The organism is Neisseria sicca (genome assembly GCF_017753665.1).
In the GTDB taxonomy this organism is placed as follows: Bacteria; Pseudomonadota; Gammaproteobacteria; order Burkholderiales; family Neisseriaceae; genus Neisseria; species Neisseria flava.
Map to the genome: position 1 here is coordinate 880581 of NZ_CP072524.1, position 18434 is coordinate 899014.

The 18434-nt window shown below is 42.8% G+C and carries 22 protein-coding genes and 2 pseudogenes; 20 read left to right on the forward strand and 4 right to left on the reverse strand.

Annotated features, from left to right (window positions below):
• Positions 1-529: 529 nt before the first annotated feature.
• From J7445_RS12345 to J7445_RS12190, 15 genes and pseudogenes are all read left to right on the forward strand, one after another.
• Positions 530-2314 carry an RHS repeat-associated core domain-containing protein gene (locus tag J7445_RS12345; protein ID WP_342356186.1) on the forward strand — a complete coding sequence of 595 codons (1785 nt, stop codon included), beginning with the start codon at positions 530-532 and terminating at the stop codon, positions 2312-2314.
• On the forward strand, positions 2304-2834 hold the full coding sequence (locus tag J7445_RS04055) for an ankyrin repeat domain-containing protein (protein ID WP_209283179.1): 531 nt from the start codon (positions 2304-2306) through the stop codon (positions 2832-2834). Before J7445_RS12345 ends, J7445_RS04055 begins: the two co-directional genes overlap by 11 nt.
• Before the next feature lie 264 nt (positions 2835-3098).
• Positions 3099-4437 (forward strand): annotated as a pseudogene (locus J7445_RS12635) (polymorphic toxin type 34 domain-containing protein); the annotation flags it as partial.
• A gap of 6 nt (positions 4438-4443) precedes the next feature.
• Positions 4444-5256 carry a hypothetical protein gene (locus J7445_RS04080; protein ID WP_209283181.1) on the forward strand — a complete coding sequence of 271 codons (813 nt, stop codon included), beginning with the start codon at positions 4444-4446 and terminating at the stop codon, positions 5254-5256.
• Between the two features lie 145 nt (positions 5257-5401).
• On the forward strand, positions 5402-5920 hold the full coding sequence (locus tag J7445_RS04085) for an Imm15 family immunity protein (protein ID WP_209283182.1): 519 nt from the start codon (positions 5402-5404) through the stop codon (positions 5918-5920).
• Positions 5921-6237: 317 nt separating this feature from the next.
• The gene (locus tag J7445_RS04090; protein ID WP_209283183.1) at positions 6238-6714 is read left to right on the forward strand and encodes a hypothetical protein; all 477 of its coding nucleotides are present in this window, start codon (positions 6238-6240) and stop codon (positions 6712-6714) included.
• 62 nt (positions 6715-6776) lie between these two features.
• Complete coding sequence (locus tag J7445_RS04095; protein WP_209283184.1) at positions 6777-7094, forward strand: hypothetical protein; 318 nt, start codon at positions 6777-6779, stop codon at positions 7092-7094.
• Positions 7095-7370: 276 nt separating this feature from the next.
• The gene (locus J7445_RS12180) at positions 7371-7517 is read left to right on the forward strand and encodes a hypothetical protein (RefSeq protein WP_244969517.1); all 147 of its coding nucleotides are present in this window, start codon (positions 7371-7373) and stop codon (positions 7515-7517) included.
• 43 nt (positions 7518-7560) lie between these two features.
• Complete coding sequence (locus J7445_RS04105) at positions 7561-7749, forward strand: hypothetical protein (protein WP_209283185.1); 189 nt, start codon at positions 7561-7563, stop codon at positions 7747-7749.
• Positions 7750-7938: 189 nt separating this feature from the next.
• Positions 7939-8262, forward strand: coding sequence for a tetratricopeptide repeat protein (locus tag J7445_RS04110; RefSeq protein ID WP_244969518.1), 324 nt, complete (start codon positions 7939-7941; stop codon positions 8260-8262).
• Positions 8263-8398: 136 nt separating this feature from the next.
• Positions 8399-8983 (forward strand): hypothetical protein, encoded by a 585-nt coding sequence (locus tag J7445_RS04115; RefSeq protein WP_209283186.1) that lies wholly within the window; start codon positions 8399-8401, stop codon positions 8981-8983.
• Positions 8984-9006: 23 nt separating this feature from the next.
• Positions 9007-9285: a DUF7710 domain-containing protein gene (locus J7445_RS04120; protein WP_209283187.1), complete on the forward strand. Its 279-nt coding sequence runs from the start codon at positions 9007-9009 to the stop codon at positions 9283-9285.
• Between the two features lie 204 nt (positions 9286-9489).
• Positions 9490-10167 carry a colicin E3/pyocin S6 family cytotoxin gene (locus tag J7445_RS12475; RefSeq protein ID WP_425326072.1) on the forward strand — a complete coding sequence of 226 codons (678 nt, stop codon included), beginning with the start codon at positions 9490-9492 and terminating at the stop codon, positions 10165-10167.
• A complete protein-coding gene (locus tag J7445_RS04130) occupies positions 10164-10409 on the forward strand; it encodes a DUF7683 domain-containing protein (protein WP_070655611.1) in 246 nt (81 codons plus the stop codon). The genes J7445_RS12475 and J7445_RS04130 overlap by 4 nt, the downstream gene beginning before the upstream one ends.
• Positions 10372-10935 carry an RHS repeat domain-containing protein gene (locus J7445_RS12190; RefSeq protein ID WP_244969519.1) on the forward strand — a complete coding sequence of 188 codons (564 nt, stop codon included), beginning with the start codon at positions 10372-10374 and terminating at the stop codon, positions 10933-10935. Before J7445_RS04130 ends, J7445_RS12190 begins: the two co-directional genes overlap by 38 nt.
• 253 nt (positions 10936-11188) lie before the next feature.
• Here J7445_RS12190 and J7445_RS04140 read toward each other — a convergent pair whose 3' ends face one another.
• Positions 11189-12196 (reverse strand): IS5 family transposase, encoded by a 1008-nt coding sequence (locus J7445_RS04140; protein ID WP_209283188.1) that lies wholly within the window; start codon positions 12194-12196, stop codon positions 11189-11191.
• A gap of 101 nt (positions 12197-12297) precedes the next feature.
• Between J7445_RS04140 and J7445_RS04145 the strand changes: the two genes are divergently transcribed.
• From J7445_RS04145 to J7445_RS04170, 5 genes and pseudogenes are all read left to right on the forward strand, one after another.
• Entirely contained in the window at positions 12298-12633 is a 336-nt protein-coding gene (locus tag J7445_RS04145) for a hypothetical protein (protein WP_209283189.1), read from the forward strand.
• Between the two features lie 294 nt (positions 12634-12927).
• Positions 12928-13674: pseudogene (locus J7445_RS12195) on the forward strand (RHS repeat domain-containing protein); the annotation flags it as partial.
• 45 nt (positions 13675-13719) lie between these two features.
• A complete protein-coding gene (locus tag J7445_RS04155; RefSeq protein WP_070656291.1) occupies positions 13720-14106 on the forward strand; it encodes an ankyrin repeat domain-containing protein in 387 nt (128 codons plus the stop codon).
• A gap of 399 nt (positions 14107-14505) precedes the next feature.
• Complete coding sequence (locus J7445_RS04165) at positions 14506-14811, forward strand: hypothetical protein (RefSeq protein ID WP_244969520.1); 306 nt, start codon at positions 14506-14508, stop codon at positions 14809-14811.
• A 195-nt stretch (positions 14812-15006) separates the two neighbouring features.
• Positions 15007-15264, forward strand: coding sequence for a hypothetical protein (locus J7445_RS04170; RefSeq protein ID WP_209283190.1), 258 nt, complete (start codon positions 15007-15009; stop codon positions 15262-15264).
• A gap of 94 nt (positions 15265-15358) precedes the next feature.
• Here J7445_RS04170 and J7445_RS04175 read toward each other — a convergent pair whose 3' ends face one another.
• From J7445_RS04175 to J7445_RS04185, 3 genes are all read right to left on the reverse strand, one after another.
• Positions 15359-16018 carry a phosphoesterase gene (locus J7445_RS04175; protein WP_209283191.1) on the reverse strand — a complete coding sequence of 220 codons (660 nt, stop codon included), beginning with the start codon at positions 16016-16018 and terminating at the stop codon, positions 15359-15361.
• A 111-nt stretch (positions 16019-16129) separates the two neighbouring features.
• Positions 16130-16978: a hypothetical protein gene (locus J7445_RS04180; RefSeq protein WP_209283192.1), complete on the reverse strand. Its 849-nt coding sequence runs from the start codon at positions 16976-16978 to the stop codon at positions 16130-16132.
• 33 nt (positions 16979-17011) lie between these two features.
• Positions 17012-18241 carry an ATP-binding protein gene (locus J7445_RS04185; protein WP_070656581.1) on the reverse strand — a complete coding sequence of 410 codons (1230 nt, stop codon included), beginning with the start codon at positions 18239-18241 and terminating at the stop codon, positions 17012-17014.
• Positions 18242-18434: the final 193 nt, after the last annotated feature.

Below are 18434 nucleotides of genomic sequence, written 5' to 3' on the forward strand. Positions count from 1 at the left end.
TCAATCAATGAAGTAAATGATGAATCATTATGTATTGTTGAAGAAAATAAAAAATGGCATATATTCTATTCTGAAAGAGGATTGAGAACCGAAGAATATTGTTGCCAAGATGAACATTTGGCAATTCTATATTTTATAAATCGGTTATCAAAAATGTTAAAATTTTCTTTCGAATGAAAAAAACAAACTGTAGCCTGTATGAAACTTTTAATTATGGTATGGGGTATGTGCGTAACATACATGCAGCTTCTACTTTTTAAGCGACATCTAAATCTTCTTTGAAGGCGTCTGAGCTATCGATTCTTTAACAATTTCATTACTGATTGATGTAGAGTTCGTCTGAAAACTTACTTTCAGGCGACCTCTACCAAATTTCTCTCTTGTTGGTTACACCACAAGCTACGGCTACAACGCCCCCTCACCACTAAACTGATGGCGCAACTGCATTGCCCCAAAAGACGTCACCCCGCTTTCAGACAGCCTCGACAGCCAAACCCCGCTGCGGATTACCGAGTTCAAACATGATGTATTGGGGCGCTTAATCCATACCCTTGCCCGCGAGAACGACAAAGTTTACGAACTCGATCCATTAGGTCGTCTGAAAAAACAAATCGCCACCCTCAACGACCTGACGGAAGGCGGCAAAGGCAAAACCAAAGTCGCAGCGGGCTATGGCCAAACTGCGGTCAAACGCAGCTACGGCTACGACCGTACCGGTAACCTGACCCACACGACCGATCAAAGAAGCGGAGCTACGCATTTCGAATACAACAAACTCGGGCGGATTGCCAAAACGGACAGCGAACTGTTCGCCTTCGATCCCGCGCACAACCTCCTCAGCACCCAAACAAATAACACATCTGATTCCGCAGCAACACCACTTTCAGACGACCTTAAAGCCGTAAGTGACAACCGTATTCGGGAATACAACGGTACCAAATTCTTCTACGACGGCTTCGGCAACACCATCCACAAAGAGCATCTGGACGGTACCACACAAAACCTGTATTACGACCTGTTCCACCAACTTGTGAAAACGGAAACATTCAGACACAATCCGAACACGGGGGAATGGGAAAAAGAAACATGGGTGTATGATTACGATGCCATGGGACGCAGGATAAGGAAAGGCTGTCTGAAAGCAGACGGCAGCCTCGGAGACGCAACCGAATTCATCTGGAGCGGCAGCCGCCTCTTGCAGGAAGTGTATGACAACGGTCGTTACACCTACATCTACACCGATACGGACAGCTACGAACCTTTGGCTCAGATACACAACTACACCAATGAAGAAGGTGAAAACCACCAAGATATAAATTACTTCCACTGCGACCAAATCGGTATTCCGCGCGAAATGACCGATGAGGATGGCAAATTGTTATGGTTTGGTAAATATGATGTTTGGGGCAAACTGGTTAAAGAGACCAACATAACAGGCAGTGCGCACCAGCCGTTCCGCCTGCAGAACCAGTATTTCGACCGTGAGACGGGGCTGCATTACAACTTCTTCCGTTATTATGACCCCACTATCGGACGGTTTGTGAATCAGGATCCGATTGGGTTAGCCGGCGGGGAGAATTTGTACGGGTTTGCACCGAATGCGGCAGTATGGTCAGACCCGTTGGGGCTGGAGCCTATGGATATAGGCAAATACATTCCCGATGAGTATCGTCCGAAGCAGGGTTGGAAACCACCGTTTGAGATACCGAGTTATGAAGATGTGGATGCGTTGTCACAAAAATACCTGAGAAAGTCACTGAACGAAATACTGGAAGATGCTATGGTAAGTATGGCCTCTGGTGGCATGCGGGCGCCAAAGGTCAAAATGACGAAAATGACGCCCAAACCGCAAACAAAAATGCCGCAAAAACCAAACTGCGGAGTGGGCAAATGTACCGTTAAACGCGACGCGCAAGGGAAATACAGGGACAGCAAGGGCAGGTATGCCAATGACCCAAACAAACTGGACACCAAGCTGACACGACCGTCTTTGCGTTCGCAGACCGAGAAAGATGTTCACGGACGTTATACGAAATTACCTGATGGTTCGTATATGAATAAAGATACATTTGAAGTCGTCAAACCGCCTATACATATCGGCCACAAATACGGTTGGGAGAACAGGCGGATACTGAAGGCGGCGGACGAATTGGGTATGTCGCAGCAACAGGTTAATGACTATGTCAACGCCAGGCCGCAGAATCTTAAGCTGGAAAATGCAAAAGATAATCTAAGCCATAAGTTTGAGAAACCTGGAATTGATGAACTGCAAGATATCAAACGTGATATGAGGAAATTTTTAAATGGAAAATAAATTACCCCCTGAGACTCTTGGCGAAAAAATTGTTGGTGCAAACTGGGAAGGCGATATAGCTTTTCTGCAAAAGATGGCGGATACAGGCCAATTTAATCCGTTACATATCACCGAATCAGAACAATGGAATTATTTACACCGTGCCAATTTAATCAACCCATCCCCAGTAGAAACTGTCAAGTTTTATCTGGACAAAGGCGTAGAGGTAAACGCACAGGATGTTTACGGCATGACGCCGCTGCACTACGCAATGCGTGCGAAAAATGGCGATGCGGCAATGGCATTGCTGGAAGCGGGGGCCGACCCGAATATTCCGAATATAGACAACACCATTCCTTTGGCAATGATAGGCGGAATGCCGGAGAGGTTGGACGTATTGGAGAAAATGCTTCAATGCGGTGCGAATGTGCATTACAAGAGCGGCAACAGCGGGCTGGAAATTTTAGAATTAATCAAAACGTATTTTTCGGAAGAAGAAGCGTTTAAAACCATTATTGCAATAATGGAAAAGTATGCCTGATTGGCAGCCTGCGCAGGTACGGTTAGCCGCCCAAATCGGCATAACCGTACGCACGCCTTTTCCTTCCTTTTGGTCGTCTCCTCGCTTTTTCAGACGACCTTTCCCTAGCCGTCACGCTCGATCAACTGCCCGCCTTTGGCTACGATGCAGTAGCCGTAGGTTAGGTCAAGACACAACGAAACCGCAAGGTCGTCTGAAATCAATTTTCAGACGACCTTGCCCTATTTGTAAACCTTTCCCTACCTCAACCACAACGAAAACATCCAAATCAGCCTCGACGACGAAGTCATCACCGACATCGAACGCGATAAGCTGCACCGCGAAATCTTCCGCACACAAGGTAAACTTGCCAGCCGTTACGAACTTGACCCCTTAGGTCGTCTGAAAAGGCAAATCGCCACCCTCAACGACCTGACGGAAGGCGGCAAAGGCAAAACTAAAGTAGTGGCGGGTTATAGCCAAACCGCCGTCAAACGCAGCTACGGCTACGACCGTACCGGCAACCTGACCCACAGCACCGACCAACGGACGGGAACGACCCAGTTCGAGTATGACAAACTGGGCAGGATTACTAAAGCCGGCAGCGAACTGTTCGCCTTCGACCCCGCGCACAATATCCTTTCAGACGACCTCAATGCCATCCCCGACAACCGCCTGAAAACCTACAACGGCACGACCTATTACTACGACGACCTCGGCAACCTGATCCACCGCGAACTGGCCGACGGCGAAGTGCAGAACTATTTCTACGATCTGCACGACCAACTGGTTAAAGCTGAAATCTTCAAAAAAGACGGCAGCAAAGAAACTTGGGTGTACACCTACGACGCCTTGGGCAGAAGGATAGGAAAAGGTCGTCTGAAAAACGAAGAAGTTTCAGACGGCCTCGAAGAGGAAACCGGATTCGTTTGGGACGGCAGCCATCTGCTGCAAGAAATCAACTCGGGCGGCAGGTATACCTATATCTACGCCGACCAAGATTCCTACGAGCCGCTGGCACAAGTCCGCGATTGGACAACCGAAGACGGCGAAAGCCGACAACAGACCCACTACTTCCACTGCGACCAAATCGGTATCCCAAGGGAGATGACCGATAAGGACGGCAATTTACTGTGGTTCGGTAACTACACCAGCTGAGGTCGTCTGAAAGAAGAAACTCGAGTAACGGATAGCGCATGCCAGCCCTTCCGATTGGGTTGATGGGTGGGGAGAATCTGTATCAGTTTGCACTGAACGTACAAAGATCGAACGACCCTAAAAACTTGGCAGTTTTTGCAATACCTCTTATTGCTCCTGAATTGATTGTGTTAAGTAAAGCTGCACTTGTAACTTTAGGTATAGGTATTATTTATGAAAAAGGGAAAAAAGTGCTTGATACAGTAATGATGGCAGCAAATGGAAATCAAGTTGATACTGGAGTTGCTAATCAAGTTTATGAAAAAATAAATGAGTATTTTCAAAGCACAGGAAAAAACCAGATAAATGTGAGGTATTACAAGGATTAATTGATTGTGGACAATTATCTGCCAAACAAGCTAAATCTACTCAAAAAGCTTGGGGATGTCGCCATTCTCGGCATTCGAAAGATAGGAGTAACAGGAAAAATAATATGGCAAATAACAGAATTTCAAGTTTTGACGCTTTTTTAGAATGTAAAGATCTATCAATTAATGACTTATTAGAAAAACTACTACATTCTAATACTATTATTCAATATGAAGCAGCAAAAAGACTACAATTTTTTCAGTATAAAGAGATTATTGATATAATCAGAAATATTCTCTTAACAAGTCGATATAGTGAACATAGAGAAATTGCAAATTTTATCTTGGGACAAATGCAAGAAAAACTTAGCACCACGGAATTGAAAGAGATTTTCTCCATATTAATTCACTCTATTCAAAATGATAAAAGTATTAAAGTAAAATCATCTGCAATATCTTCCTTAGGACATCTATTTAGAAAATATAATCTAGGAGAAGAAGAATTTCGTACTGTGGAAAATAATATTAGTTCCATTTGGAATATAAATAGATATTCTATAATTATTTCTATTGCATTTAGTTCTGCATATTTCCCAAAAAGAGATTATATAAAAGAATATCTTATAAAAAATTTAAACAGCAAGCATCACAAAATTATCTCATGGGTATTGTATGGATTAAAAGGAAAACATTATAAATCAGAATCAATTGAAAATTTACTAATACATAAACTAAGCCAATTTAATGAAAAATCTTGTATTTACAATGAAATTATTGCATTTTTAATTTCAATTAGTTCTAAAAAAGTTATCCCTTATATTGAAAAGACACTATTCACTCAAAATAAAATCGATGATGAAATTTATACTGAACTTAAAAATAATTTATCGGATGAATTTGCGGAATTAAGAAAAAAATTATTAGAAGAATTTAAATAGTTTCTTGACGTACGCCTCAACATCAAACCTGCTTTCGTCTTCAAAGCCAGTAAAACCAACCGCACTACTCACGATAAACATCGATGATCCCCCCATTCTCTAAAGATGATAGAGATTTCTTATTTTGCCATGGATGGAATACATAATGGAATACTTAAAACTATTAACAAAGTTAGCAAAAACTGAAAAATCATATCAGTATGATGAAATAATTAAATTACTTAAGCATCCTGTTGAATTTGAGGAAATTCCTTTGATTACTAGAACTGGAAGAGAAAAACCATTTTTGAAAATGCTATCCCCAAAACAGTTGAATTTGTTCTTTTTAAATACTGCAATATTTTACATTAATAATATAAATTTAATGGCAAAAGATATTTTGATAGATAACGATTTATCAATATGTATAACATACCCGGATATAAGTTCTGAATTACATAATCTATATAGTTTTTATATACCTAACATCTGTATTTATAGATCGAAATATGAAAATACATTTAAAAATTATCCAGTCTTAAATTTAGAAAATTTCTCATGGTTACATGAAAATTCATCTGATTTTAATCATAAAGACATTTTTAACATTGTTTACTCTAAATTTGATGACGGTTTTGGCCATGAAATTTTTAGGATATTTTTATTAAAAAAGGAGGATATTTAAAACAAGCGTAAATAGAATTAGCCTCCTCCTAACGCATACATTAAGGTTTTATGAACCCCTAAACCCTCACTCACCCAGCTTTCAGACGACCCATCCCCAACAGGAGAAAACCACCAACAAACCCACTACTTCCACTACGACCAAATCGGGTTGCCGCGCACCAACCCTTCCGATTGCAAAATATCCTTGTCCACACTTACATGTAGCTACTGCCAAAATGGATAGAATTCTTATTCAAAAAAGAAATAATGGGAATGGTGCATTTTCTTGGAACTCCTACAAAGATAATGTAACCGTACAACATAGGAAATAGTATCATGACAACTTTAGAAGATAAAATCTTTACTTTAAAACAGAATAATTTAATAAAAAAAATGAAAGAAATTCATTTTTTAAATCATTTAATTTCAGATTCTGAAAAAATTATTCCATATCCACTCTCATGTGAAATAATAAATCGTACTTTTACCCCCTATAGAAATATAGAATTATCAAAAGAAACTTTTAGTTTATCGATAAAAAATGAAATATTAAATTTTTTTGCACCAGAGGAAAATGATATTATATATGTATACTTTTATGGTGGAATAAATGATTCAGCTAAAACACCAATAGAATTATTCCCTTTATTTATTATTAAAAGAAAGAGTATTAGCAATTGGCTAGAATTAATAAACAAACCTAATTTTTATTGTTTAAAAATATTTTGTAATAAAATAGATAAAGTTATAGATATATCTCTACTCGACAATGGGGAAGATGTGTTATCTATTTCTATTGGAGTGAACGCTTAACTTTAAAAATAAATAAACTATTCCAGCAGAAGCAGGCTTTGTATAACTTAAAGGTGGTTAGCATGAAAGAATTATTAGAAAAACTTGAAAATAATCGTTTTATTTATAAGGTCAGAATGGATCTTGAATTCGATGTAAAGGACTATCAAGAATTATTAAAAATTTTAAATGAAATAAAGCATTATACTCATAATCATAATCTAATTGAAAAAAGACTAGCATCTCTTTTATATGAAATACCGAAATTAACACATATTTGGTATCTCAATTTAAAAGACGATCCAAATAAAAATACATCTTCTATTGTTAATCAACTTGAAGATGCATGGATAGAGTTAGATTCAATAATTGGAGAAGAAATTCTTGGTCAAGGACAATAAATTCCTTCTAACAAACACAGATTGTGGCCAAACATAACAAACAGTACTCATAGGTTAGGTCGTGTTCCACCAAATATCAAGAGTATCTGAAATCAATTTTCAGACGACCTCGAAGAGGAAACCGGATTCGTTTGGGACGGCAGATATACCTATATCTACACCGTTCCCGACAGCTACGACCCCTTGGCGCAAGTCCACGACTGGACAACTGAAGATGGCGAAAGCTGACAACAAACCCACTACTTCCACTGCTACCAAATCGGCATCCCGAGTGAAATGACCGATGGTGAAGGCAACCTGGTTTGGTTCGGGGATTATTATGGTTGGGGTAAACTGAAGAGCGAAACGAACGTAACGGGAACAGCGCACCAACCCTTCCGATTGGGTTGTGGGTGGAGAGAATCTGTATCAGTTTGCACCTAATACCTAAGTATGGGTCGATTGGTTAGGTTTAGCTGGACTTGATATGAATTTATTCCCAGCTAATGAAGACATACACTCTTACGTTCAAAAAGTTGCCAATAAATCGAATACTTTCCAAGTAGGAGGGCATGACAATCCTTCGTTGATGGTAGATGGGGCTACAGGTGAAAGATTAGATGCTAAAAAATTAGCAGCGAGAATTAAAAAAATCCTAACTATAAGTCAAGTATGACGGTTGAGATTTTATCCTGTAATACAGGAAAAGGAGCAAACCCTCTCGGACAACAACTTGCTAATGAATTAAATACTACAGTTAAAGCACTAAATGAATATCTTTGGTTTTCAAGTAACGGAAAATTAACACCGATGAGAATCAACACCTTTAATATCATGTAAACAACATCCAGAAAGGAATGAGAAAATGACTAATTGCATATCAACAGGTAGTATTTATTGGATTTCAGATGAAGAAATTCATATTCTCGAAGAGAAGGCCACTAATGGAGATAAAAACTCAGCATTTAAATTGTATCAATATCATATGTTTGTATCTTTAGATCAAGATTTGGAATTTAAATGGCTAGAGATAGCGGCAAAAAATGGACATCCAATTGCCCAATTCAATTTAGCTGATTTATTTTTCACACAAGGCAATAAAGAGAAAGCCATATTTTGGGCTAAAAAGGCATATAGAAATGGTGCCAAACTACCAGACGAATTAAAAATATTGATAAATATCAATTAATTAATAAGATTTAGCCGATTATCTTTACAAACCTAAAACTTCTGGAGGAGGAGGATTAAGAAAAGAAGCCAATAAATTTCTTAGAAAATTGAAAAAAGCAGGTAAGAAATGCCCTTAAATTTTTAGGAGAATTTAAATGAAAAAAAATGGATACGTTAATTTTAACTTTTTAGATTGTAAACCCAATATAAATAATATATTAGTTGGGCTAGATTTAGACTATTCAAATAAAGTGATAGCGCCAGATGGTCATGAGTTAGCATTGGTTGCTTTTATACCAATTGAAAATCTATTAACAATTGCACCTCAATTAAAAACAGATTTTCAGGATAAGGAATATAAAGATAAAGCAATTTACGTTTTTTCTTATTATGATGAAGAAGATTATTTTCTTGACTACATTACTGAAATTGACGATGCTATTCAAGGATACACGAGAGTTATCATCGGAGATAAACATCAGTTCAAGTTTAACCTAGATAAATTTTATCCAATTAATCCTATTGAGAATTTAGATGAAATGAGTTTTTTAGGAGGACGACCTGAATATTTACAGCAAGAGAGTGATGATTTTCTAGAAAAATATATTTTCATAGGTCAAATCTTAGGAATGGATCTACCTGAAAAAGTAAATGAAATTTTTTATCTAACTGAGAACATCGGATATATTTTTATAAATCGAGATCTATCTGGTGGATTATTCTTCGTACAAACAACTTAAACAAAACTAAAAAGGACATGACTATGAATGAATTTTACATGTGGGTTGTTCAAGGAAGCAGAGCAAGCTTCCCATCGGCTATCTTTTCAACTAAAGAAAAAGCTGTTCAATGGATAGAAAAATATAAAATTAGTGGAATGTTATCAAAGCACCCTATTGATATATCTATATACGATTGGACAATTATGAAAGGATTCTTCAAACCCAAAAGAGATAACCAAAAAACTCCCGACTTTATACAAAGCTTCTCAACTGTATATATTGAGGATTCTCAATATGTTGATGGAATTGAGGTAAATTAAAACACCAAAATTACTAATACAATCGACTAGCAAGATAAAATTGAATCATGTAGTAGCCGTAGGTTGGGTTAAGACACAATACACCTGCAAGGCCGTCTGAAAGACAAAGAAGTTTCAGAAACGTCATTCCCGCATGATTTAAGCGGGAACGGCCTCGAAAACCAAACCCGCTTCGTTTGGGACGGCAGCCACCTCTTACAGGAAGTGTACGCGGACGGCAGGTATACCTATATCTACACCGATCAAGATTCCTACAAGCCTTTAGCGCAAGTCCACGATTGGACAACCGAAGACGGCGAAAACCGCCAACAGACCCACTACTTCCACTGCGACCAAATCGGTATCCCGCGTGAGATGACCGATAAAGACGGCAACCTCTTATGGTTCGGCAACTATACCGGCTGGGATTGTCTAGAAGAGGAAACCAAGGTAACGGATAACGCATATCAGCCCTTCCGCCTGGAAAACCAGTACGCCGACCGTGAAACGGGACTGCATTACAACTTCTTCAGGTATTACGAGCCTGATGCGGGTCGGTTTGTGAGTCAGGATCCGATTGGGTTGTTGGGTGGAGAGAATCTTTATTGGTTTGCTCCGAATGTACAAAGGTGGATTGACCCGCTAGGGCTTGCTCCTATTCCAGCACCATCTTCTCTTCCTGGCTTTCCAGGTGCTCAAAGAGCAAAGCCTAAAACTCCTGTGCAAGGAGGAGGAGGATTAAGAAAACGTTGGAGGCTTCCTGGAGGCTGCATTCTAGAATGGGACTCTCAACATGGAGAAGTTGAAAAATATGATAAACGAGGAAAACACCTTGGCGCATTTGACCCTAAGACTGGCAAGCAATTAAAAGACCCTATTAAAAACAGAAGGATAGAACCGTGAAAAAAATCATAAGATTTATATCAAAATTCGAAAAAAATGGAGAAAAATTTATTGAAGTCATAAATTTTAAGAATGAACCACCTCTTAATTTTCTACAAAAAATTTTTCATGAAACTAGCCCGATGTATGAAGAATATTGGATATCAAATGAAGTTGCAAAAATAATTGAACCTTATTTATGCGAGAAATTAGACATAAATAATTATGACTACTTCTTGTCTTGCGAAGAAGATAATATTTAAGCAAAATTCAAAAATCATATTTATAGATAGCGCATACCGTCCTTCTACTTGCAAAACCAAAATGCCGACGCTGCATTACAACTTCTTCAGGTATTATGAGCCTGATGCCGGTCGGTTTGTGAATCAGGATCCGATTGGAATAATTGCCTCAGAAAATCTTTATGCATTTGCACCAAATATTCAAAGGTGGATGGATATTTCAGGTGCAATGGCGCAAGTTGCAGCAGGATGTGCTATAGGAGCCCCTTTCGGTGGCCCAGTCGGATGTGCTGCAGGAAGCACAATTGCTCTGGCAGCAACCGCTGTATTAGCAGTAGGGGCTGCTATCTCAGCAGCAGTAGCCACGTCAAACTCAACATCAACTACCACATGTGGTACCTGTAACTCTCCTAAACCTAATTGCCCTCCGGATGTTTTCAAAAGACTTTCTGATAATGTCAATAAAGCCAAAGATGTTGTTCAAAAGCTTGGAGGATGTAAACCAGGAATGGATCCTAAAAATTTATCAAAACGATCAAAGGCTTGATTGAATTTAGCACTCGCTCGTTCTATACGCGAGCAAACATGTTGGGGTGGAGGTGATGCTGGCCATCAAGAAGCAATGGCTGCCGCATGGAGAAATCACTATAAGAGACCTTTGCAAAAAAGCCTTTCCCCTGGCAACCGAAACCCAAACACAGGTTTTCGGCCATTTCCTTCCCCCCAATACCTCCTGATTTTACCCAAATACCCCCTTAATCCTCCCCGGATACCTGATAATCAGGCATCCGGGCCGCCTTTTAGGCGGCAACAGACACACTTAGCCTGTTGGCCGCTTTCAACAGGTTCAAACACATCGCCTTCAGATGGCTTTGCGCACTCACTTTAATCAGCCCGAAATAGGCTGCCCGGGCGTAGCGGAATTTACGGTGCAGCGTACCGAAGCTTTGTTCGACCACATAACGGGTCTTCGACAAATACCGGTTACGTTTGGTTTGAGCTTCCGTCAGCGGACGGTTGCGGCGGGCTTTGCGCATAATGCCGTCCAACAACCGATGCTCTTCCAGATGTTGCCGGTTTTCCGCACTGTCGTAGCCTTTGTCGGCATAGACGGTCGTACCTTCGGCTATACCTTCCAGCAAAGGCGACAGGTGGTTGCACTCATGGGTATTGGCGGGGGTGATGTGCAGTTTCTCGATATAGCCTTCCTCATCGGTACGGGTATGTTGTTTGTAACCGAGTTTGTAGAGGCCGTTTTTCTTTGTCCAACGGGCATCTTTATCTTTGCTCGGTGTGGTTTGGCCGCTGACTTGTCCTTCCTCATCGACTTCTATGGCCTGACGCTGTTTGCTGCCGGCGGTCTGAATAATGGTGGCGTCAATGACGGCAGCGGATGCTTTCTCTACTTTTAGGTTTTTTTCGGTCAGTTGGCAGTTAATCAGTTCCAGCAATTCGGACAGGGTGTCGTCTTGCGCCAGCCAGTTGCGGTAGCGGCATAAGGTGCTGTAATCGGGGATGCTCAGTTCGTCGAAACGGCAAAACAGGTTGAAATCGATGCGGGTGATGAGGCTGTGTTCGAGTTCGGGATCGGAGAGGCTGTGCCATTGTCCGAGCAGGACGGCTTTGAACATGGACAACAGGGAATAGGCGGGACGGCCGCGGTGGTCTCGGACGTAACGGGTTCTTTGACGATTCAGGTATTGCTCGATCAGTTGCCAATCAATCACCTGATCCAACTTCAATAGTGGGAAGCGGTCGATGTGTTTGGCGATCATGGCTTGTGCGGTTTGCCGGAAAAAGGTGCTCATGAGAAATCCCCTAAATGTCTTGGTGGGAATTTAGGGGATTTTGGGGAATTTTGCAAAGGTCTCTATAAATGTAAAAGTTATCTAATATAATGGAGATAAATATGCCCTTCCTGAAAATTCCCTATAGAGATTATCCTAAAGAAGGATTGTTCAAAAACTTTTATCGAGAAAACATCTATAAAATAGAGGAATTTAAAGATGAATTTAAGTATTACGAATATACCCCAATAGAGAAAATTATTATTGATGAACATAATTTAGTACCATTCATCTTTTTTTCACCAGAAGGAATAAATTATTTAATGCCTAAAATTATTGATAGCATCAGCAATGGTATTAGAAATGATGATATTCCAGTAAATATAGAAGAATTTATTATAAATATACCTACCGCAGAAAACATCACCCATGCTTTAAATCTCTTAAAAAAAAGATGAGCTTATAATTCTAAAAAAGTATTTAGAAAAAATATTATTTGGGGACTCATCAAATTTGATACAGCAAATAGGTGAACATTATTTATTCAGAAGTATTGAATATCTCGAAAAGTTATTAAATAATTCCTAAATCTACTTATTATTTTGTTAATCGCATACATAAGCTAAGGTTTCTAGAAAGGTAGCCGTAGGTTGGTTAAAGATCTAACAATCTTGCAAGGTCGTCTGAAATACATTTTCAGACGACCTGAAGCAGACCGAGACAGGTAAGAACACAGTAGTATCAGCTTATGCCGTCAACAAACCCACTACTTCCACTGCGACCAAATCGGCATTCCAAGAGAGATGACCGATAAAGACGGTCTGTTGCTGTGGTTCGGGGATTATTACGGCTGGGGTAAACTGAAGAGCGAAACCAACATATCCGGAACTGCTCACCAACCCTTCCGATTGCAGAACCAGTATTGCGACCTCGAAACTGGGCTGCATTACAACTTCTTCAGGTATTATGAGCCTGATGCGGGGCGGTTTGTGAATCAGGATCCTATCAAATTGAAGGGGGGAAATAATCTTTATCAATTCGCTTTTAATACTCAAATTTGGATTGATTTATTTGGCTTAAGTGTAACGGGTGCTGTATTAACTGGATTAGGTACAGATGCCGCAGTATTAGAGCCAACGGATGCAGCTCCTCAAAAATGGGTGGGCTGGGGAGTTGCACTTACTTTAGCAGTCGTAGCTGATGCAGGAATATGGGTATATTCAAAAGTACAAGCAAATTCAAAATCACAAGCGGCAGAAAGACAACGTGAATATGAGATAGCAAAGAATTTTTGTGATACTCCACCACCACCTGGAGAAAATAAATGTGCAACTTTGCATAAGCAAATTGAACATGCAAAAAAGTGTATTAAGCTTTATGAAGAATGGGATAAAAAATGGTTACCTGGCAGACATGCTCAAAAAATACAAGAACGTAAAAACAGATTAAACAATCTAAAAAAAGAGCATAAAGAAAATTGCGTCACAAGTAATAAATAAAATCCAGATATTAAATTTATCAACTTAGAACTATAGGTATTGTTAATGGAAAAAGAATTATTATGTATTTTAAAAAAATATGAAACGCATCCTGATTTTTTGGGTGACACTATTGAAGATGTAAATCAAGTAGGAGGTATGGATGATACAGTTTTACATATTGCAGCCAGAAATAATTCTTTAAATGATGCTCTTGTATTTCTTCAAAATGGGGCATTGATCGATCTTAAAGGAGACTTAGGATATACCCCCCTACATTATGCATGTATGTTTGGAAATATAGAAATGGTGAAATTACTCCTTGACAATGGATCTGATAAAAATATACAAAATGAATTTGGGGAAAATGCCGTTAGAATTGCAATTAACTCATCCAGCGAAAATAAAGAGAAGATAGTAAAACTATTAAATAATTTTAAAAAACGTAAATAAAAAATAGATTATAAATCAATCTTGGTGGGCTATAGCATGCATGAAACCCCTAATCTTTACGTAGAGAGTGTATGCAGTACGTACGCACTCGGTTTCTGCTTTTCAGACGACCTTGATCCTTTCTTGAGGTCGTCTGAAATATTTATTCCTTAACAATCCAAGCCAAAACCGCCTACTAATACGGCCAAGACGGTCTGCCGACCCGACGCACCAACGCGCTGGGGCATACCTTCGGTTACCATTACGACAAAGCCCGCCGCTTAGTCGGCCTCACCAATGAAAACGGTGCGCGCTACCGCTTTGCCTACGACGTCCTCGACCGCCTGATTGCCGAAAGCGGCTTCGACCATAAGCTCACCGGCTACCGCTACAACGCCGGCAACGAACTGGTCGAGCAGCGTGAATTCGGCGACGCCCCCCCTCGCCGCCAAACTGATGGCGCAGCTGGGCGGACAGCCCGTCCCCAAAAAAGACGCTATCCCGCTTTCAGACGACCTCGACAGTCAAACCCCGCTGCGGATTACCGAGTTCAAACGCGATATATTGGGACGCTTAATCCACACCCTTGCCCGCGATAACGACAAGGTTCAGGAAACCGCTTACCAATACGACCCGAACGGCAACCTCGTCCGCGCCGCCAACCGCCAAAGCATCACCTGCTTCGACTACAACGAAAACGGCCAACTCATTGCCCGGCACCAATGAAAGGTGTCGTCTAAAGAAGAGAACGCCCGAAACGGTTTGCCGACAGCCAAAGCGGTTACGGCGCGGAAGAGATTGCCAATGTGCTGGATCAGCTGGCGTTTGCCTACCATTTTTACGGGCACACAGGCGAGGCATACCGGCAGAACTTGGCGGACAACGGCATCACCCTGTCGGTCAAAATCAAAGAATTGGAATTTGACCGACAGGCAAGTTGTCGGAAGGCTGTATGTTGATTTTGGAAGTGGAACAGAAGAAAGGGGACAAGCAGTTTACGCTTTCGCCTGTGCCGTTAAACGAGATCATTCATTTTATGCAGGACACTTGGCGGTATTGCTGATGCAAAAAGGACGGATTGAAAACCCGTCCTTTTGTTCTGTCGGCTGTTTTTCAGGCAGCCTGCACTATTCAAGGCTACCTGAAAATTCATTTCTAAAATATAGTGGATTAAAATAAAAATGAGACAAGGCGGCAACGCCCGTCGTGTACAGATAGTACATAAGGGCGTTGGTAACGCCGTATCGTTGCAATTTTAATCCACTATAAAAGCTCATTCATTCAATGCTGCCAATCTCGCCCGAACTTTTGCAGCCGCATCTTCCGTGCTGTTGCCGACGATAACATTTTGCTTGTCGTCGAAATACTGAACGGCAGGCAGATCACGCAGGAAGCCGTCAATATCCTGTGCGGTCAGGAAACGGCCGTGCATATCCCAGCCGACATTGAGGGTGCGTCCTTTGACGGCAGCCATGCGGTCGTGCAGGTGGCCGTAGAGGTGGTATAGGCCGTGGTGGATGCCGTCCCATTCGTATAAAGGATAGTGGCACAAAATCGCGGTATTGCCGATTTCGGGCAGTTTGAGCCGCAGGTAATGGCTAGCGGACGAGAGCAACGGATGGCCGTCGGCTTTGCGCGTGTTGAGGAAATGTGCTTCGTTTTGCCGAATCAGGTAGTCGTGGTTGCCGTAGATCAAATGGTGTTGCCCGTTAAGCCGTTGCAGCACGGCTTCGATGTGTGCGGGCTTTTTTGCAAAGCAGACATCGCCGAGGTTGTACACAGTGTCTTGCGGGGTAACGACGCGGTTCCAGCAGTCGATCAGGTATTCGTTCAGCTCGTCGGCGTTATCGCTTTGCAAGCGGAATTGCGGGCAGTATCGGGCGATGTTGGGATGGGAGAAGTGCCAGTCGGCGGTGAAATAGGTTTGGGGCATGGGGTACTCGATTTCTGGGGATCTGACAATGAAAAATAAGGTGCAGGCTGCTTTAGAGGCCGTCTGAAACAGGGTTGGGGCGATAAAAAGCAGCCTGCACTTTTTGTCTGCCTATCTACCGGTCAATACCAACCGTCGGCAGAAGGCTTCCCAGTCGGCAAGTTTCACGGCATGCGAGCCGTCTGCTAACCGGTGCACATCGGAAGCGCAGGCGGTGTACCAATAGGTGTAAAACGGAAGTTTGGCGATGTCGGCTTCCAATACGGCAGGGGCATTATCCTGTTCTGGCGTATGCACAATCGGCAGGCCGAAATAGCTGTATTGGCCGTCTACGGCTTGGTTGTCTGTGTGGTCAGTTTGGCAGCGGTGTTTACCGGTACGGACAAACCGGCGGCAGAATGCGTTCCAATCGTGCAGAAATACGGCGGCTTGTCCGTCTATCAGGCTTTGGGCGGAACCGATGCTGCTGTCCCGCCAAAACGGGTAGAACGGCAATTCGGCGATGTGGTGCTCCATGACGACCGGACAATCGCCCTGTCCTGCCGGCCGCATTACCGGAACGCCGAAACAAGCGGTTTCAGGCAAGGCATGTGCAGGCTGCATGAAGGTGTTTTGCAGGATAATGGCCGCTTCGGCAGGGTCAATACCCAAACTGTCTATGGCAGGCTGCAAGGTTGCGGGCAGGTCGCAAAAGCAGCCTGCACCGTCCGGCAGGCAGTACACCGAGTTGTGCGTATGGGCCAGCGGTGCAGCCCATAGGGTAACGGGCGAGGTGCGGATTCGGCCGCCTGCGGCAAAGCGCCCCGACCCATCTTGGGCGACTGTGCCGTACACCACGGCATACTCGGATTTGCCGGGCGTGTGGTAGCGCGTGAAGGTCCAGTCGGTAAGCTTGCAGGAGATGAGGGTGCCGTCGTGGAAATGTTCGGATGGGATGGGGTTGGCGGGGGTGTTGGGCATGGTTCATTCCTTGAAGGGCGGTTTCAGGTAGCCTCAAACATAGGCCGCAGGCACGGCAACCAAATTCTCCGCCAACCAGATTTTTTGCGGGTACTGGTTGATGATCGTGCCGTGGGCGATGCCCAATTCGTTTGCCGGCAGCGTGTTGCGCAGCAGGTTGAAAGCGGCGGCCATTTTTTTATTGGGATTGGCGGTGGCTTTGATTTCAACGGGGTACAGCATCTGCTGGTGTTCGATCAGTAGGTCGATTTCTTTTTGATTGGTGTCGCGGTAAAAATAAATCGGCGGTTCTTGGCCTTGGTTGTGGAAGGATTTGATGATTTCGCCCACGACAAAAGTTTCAAAAAACTGCCCGCTCTTGGCTCCGTTTTGAATGGTTTCCGGCGTCAGCCATTTGGTCAGGTAGGCCATCAGACCGGTGTTCAGCATATAGACTTTCGAGGTTTTGATGGCGCGTTTGAGGTGGTTGTTGCCATAGGGTTGCAGCAGATAGACGATGCCCGATGTTTGCAGCACGGTGAGCCAACGCTTGACGGTATCCACCGATACGCCGATTTCCTGGGCCACGCTGCTGTAATTCAATAATTCCCCGCTGCGGGCTGCAATAGCAATCATGAACCGAGTGAAATCGCCGCTGCTGCCTACATTGACCAATTGGCGCACGTCGCGTTCGATATAGGTGGCGACATACGACGCATAGTAAACCTGCCAGTTGGTTTCGGGCTGCTCGTATAAGCGCGGCATATCGCCGCGGTGGATAATCTGCCAGATATTTTCGTGTTCGGGCAAACTGGATACGGGGTTTCGGTCGGCCAAATAGCCTTCGTCCGGCACAAAGGCCGTCTGAAAATCATCGCCGCGCATTTCGCGCCACGACAATCCGTTTAATTTCAATACCGCAATGCGCCCGGCCAGGCTTTCGCTGACGTTTTGCATCAACTCAAAAGCCTGCGAATCGGACAGCAGATACAGGCCGTTCTGCTTGCGCCGGTCTATATCCATTTTCACCTGGGGGAACAGCTCGGGGGCGTATTGGACTTCGTCCACAATCAGCGGCGGCGTGTGGTTCAATAAAAACAGTTGCGGCTCGTTTTTGGCTTGGTCGAGCAGCAAGGGATCGTCTAAGGTAAGGTATCCGTATTCGGGCGCAATGTGCTGAAGCAGCGTGGATTTGCCGACCTGCCGCGCACCAGTCAGCAACACGGCGGGAAATTGGGCGGACAGCTTTTGCAGAACGGGTTGCAGGTGACGTGGGTAATACATAACAAAATCCAGTTTAATTTAAGACATAATCTTAGGTTAAACTGGGTTTTTGCGCAATACTTCTTGATTTTGTGTGGTAATGATGCCGTAGGCTGCACCGCGAAACAGCCGCCATATACACTCCTCGTTATACAGGCGGACATAGTCCTCGGGTGTGATGCGCCACTCATTCTGGCTATTGGGCAGGTCATCA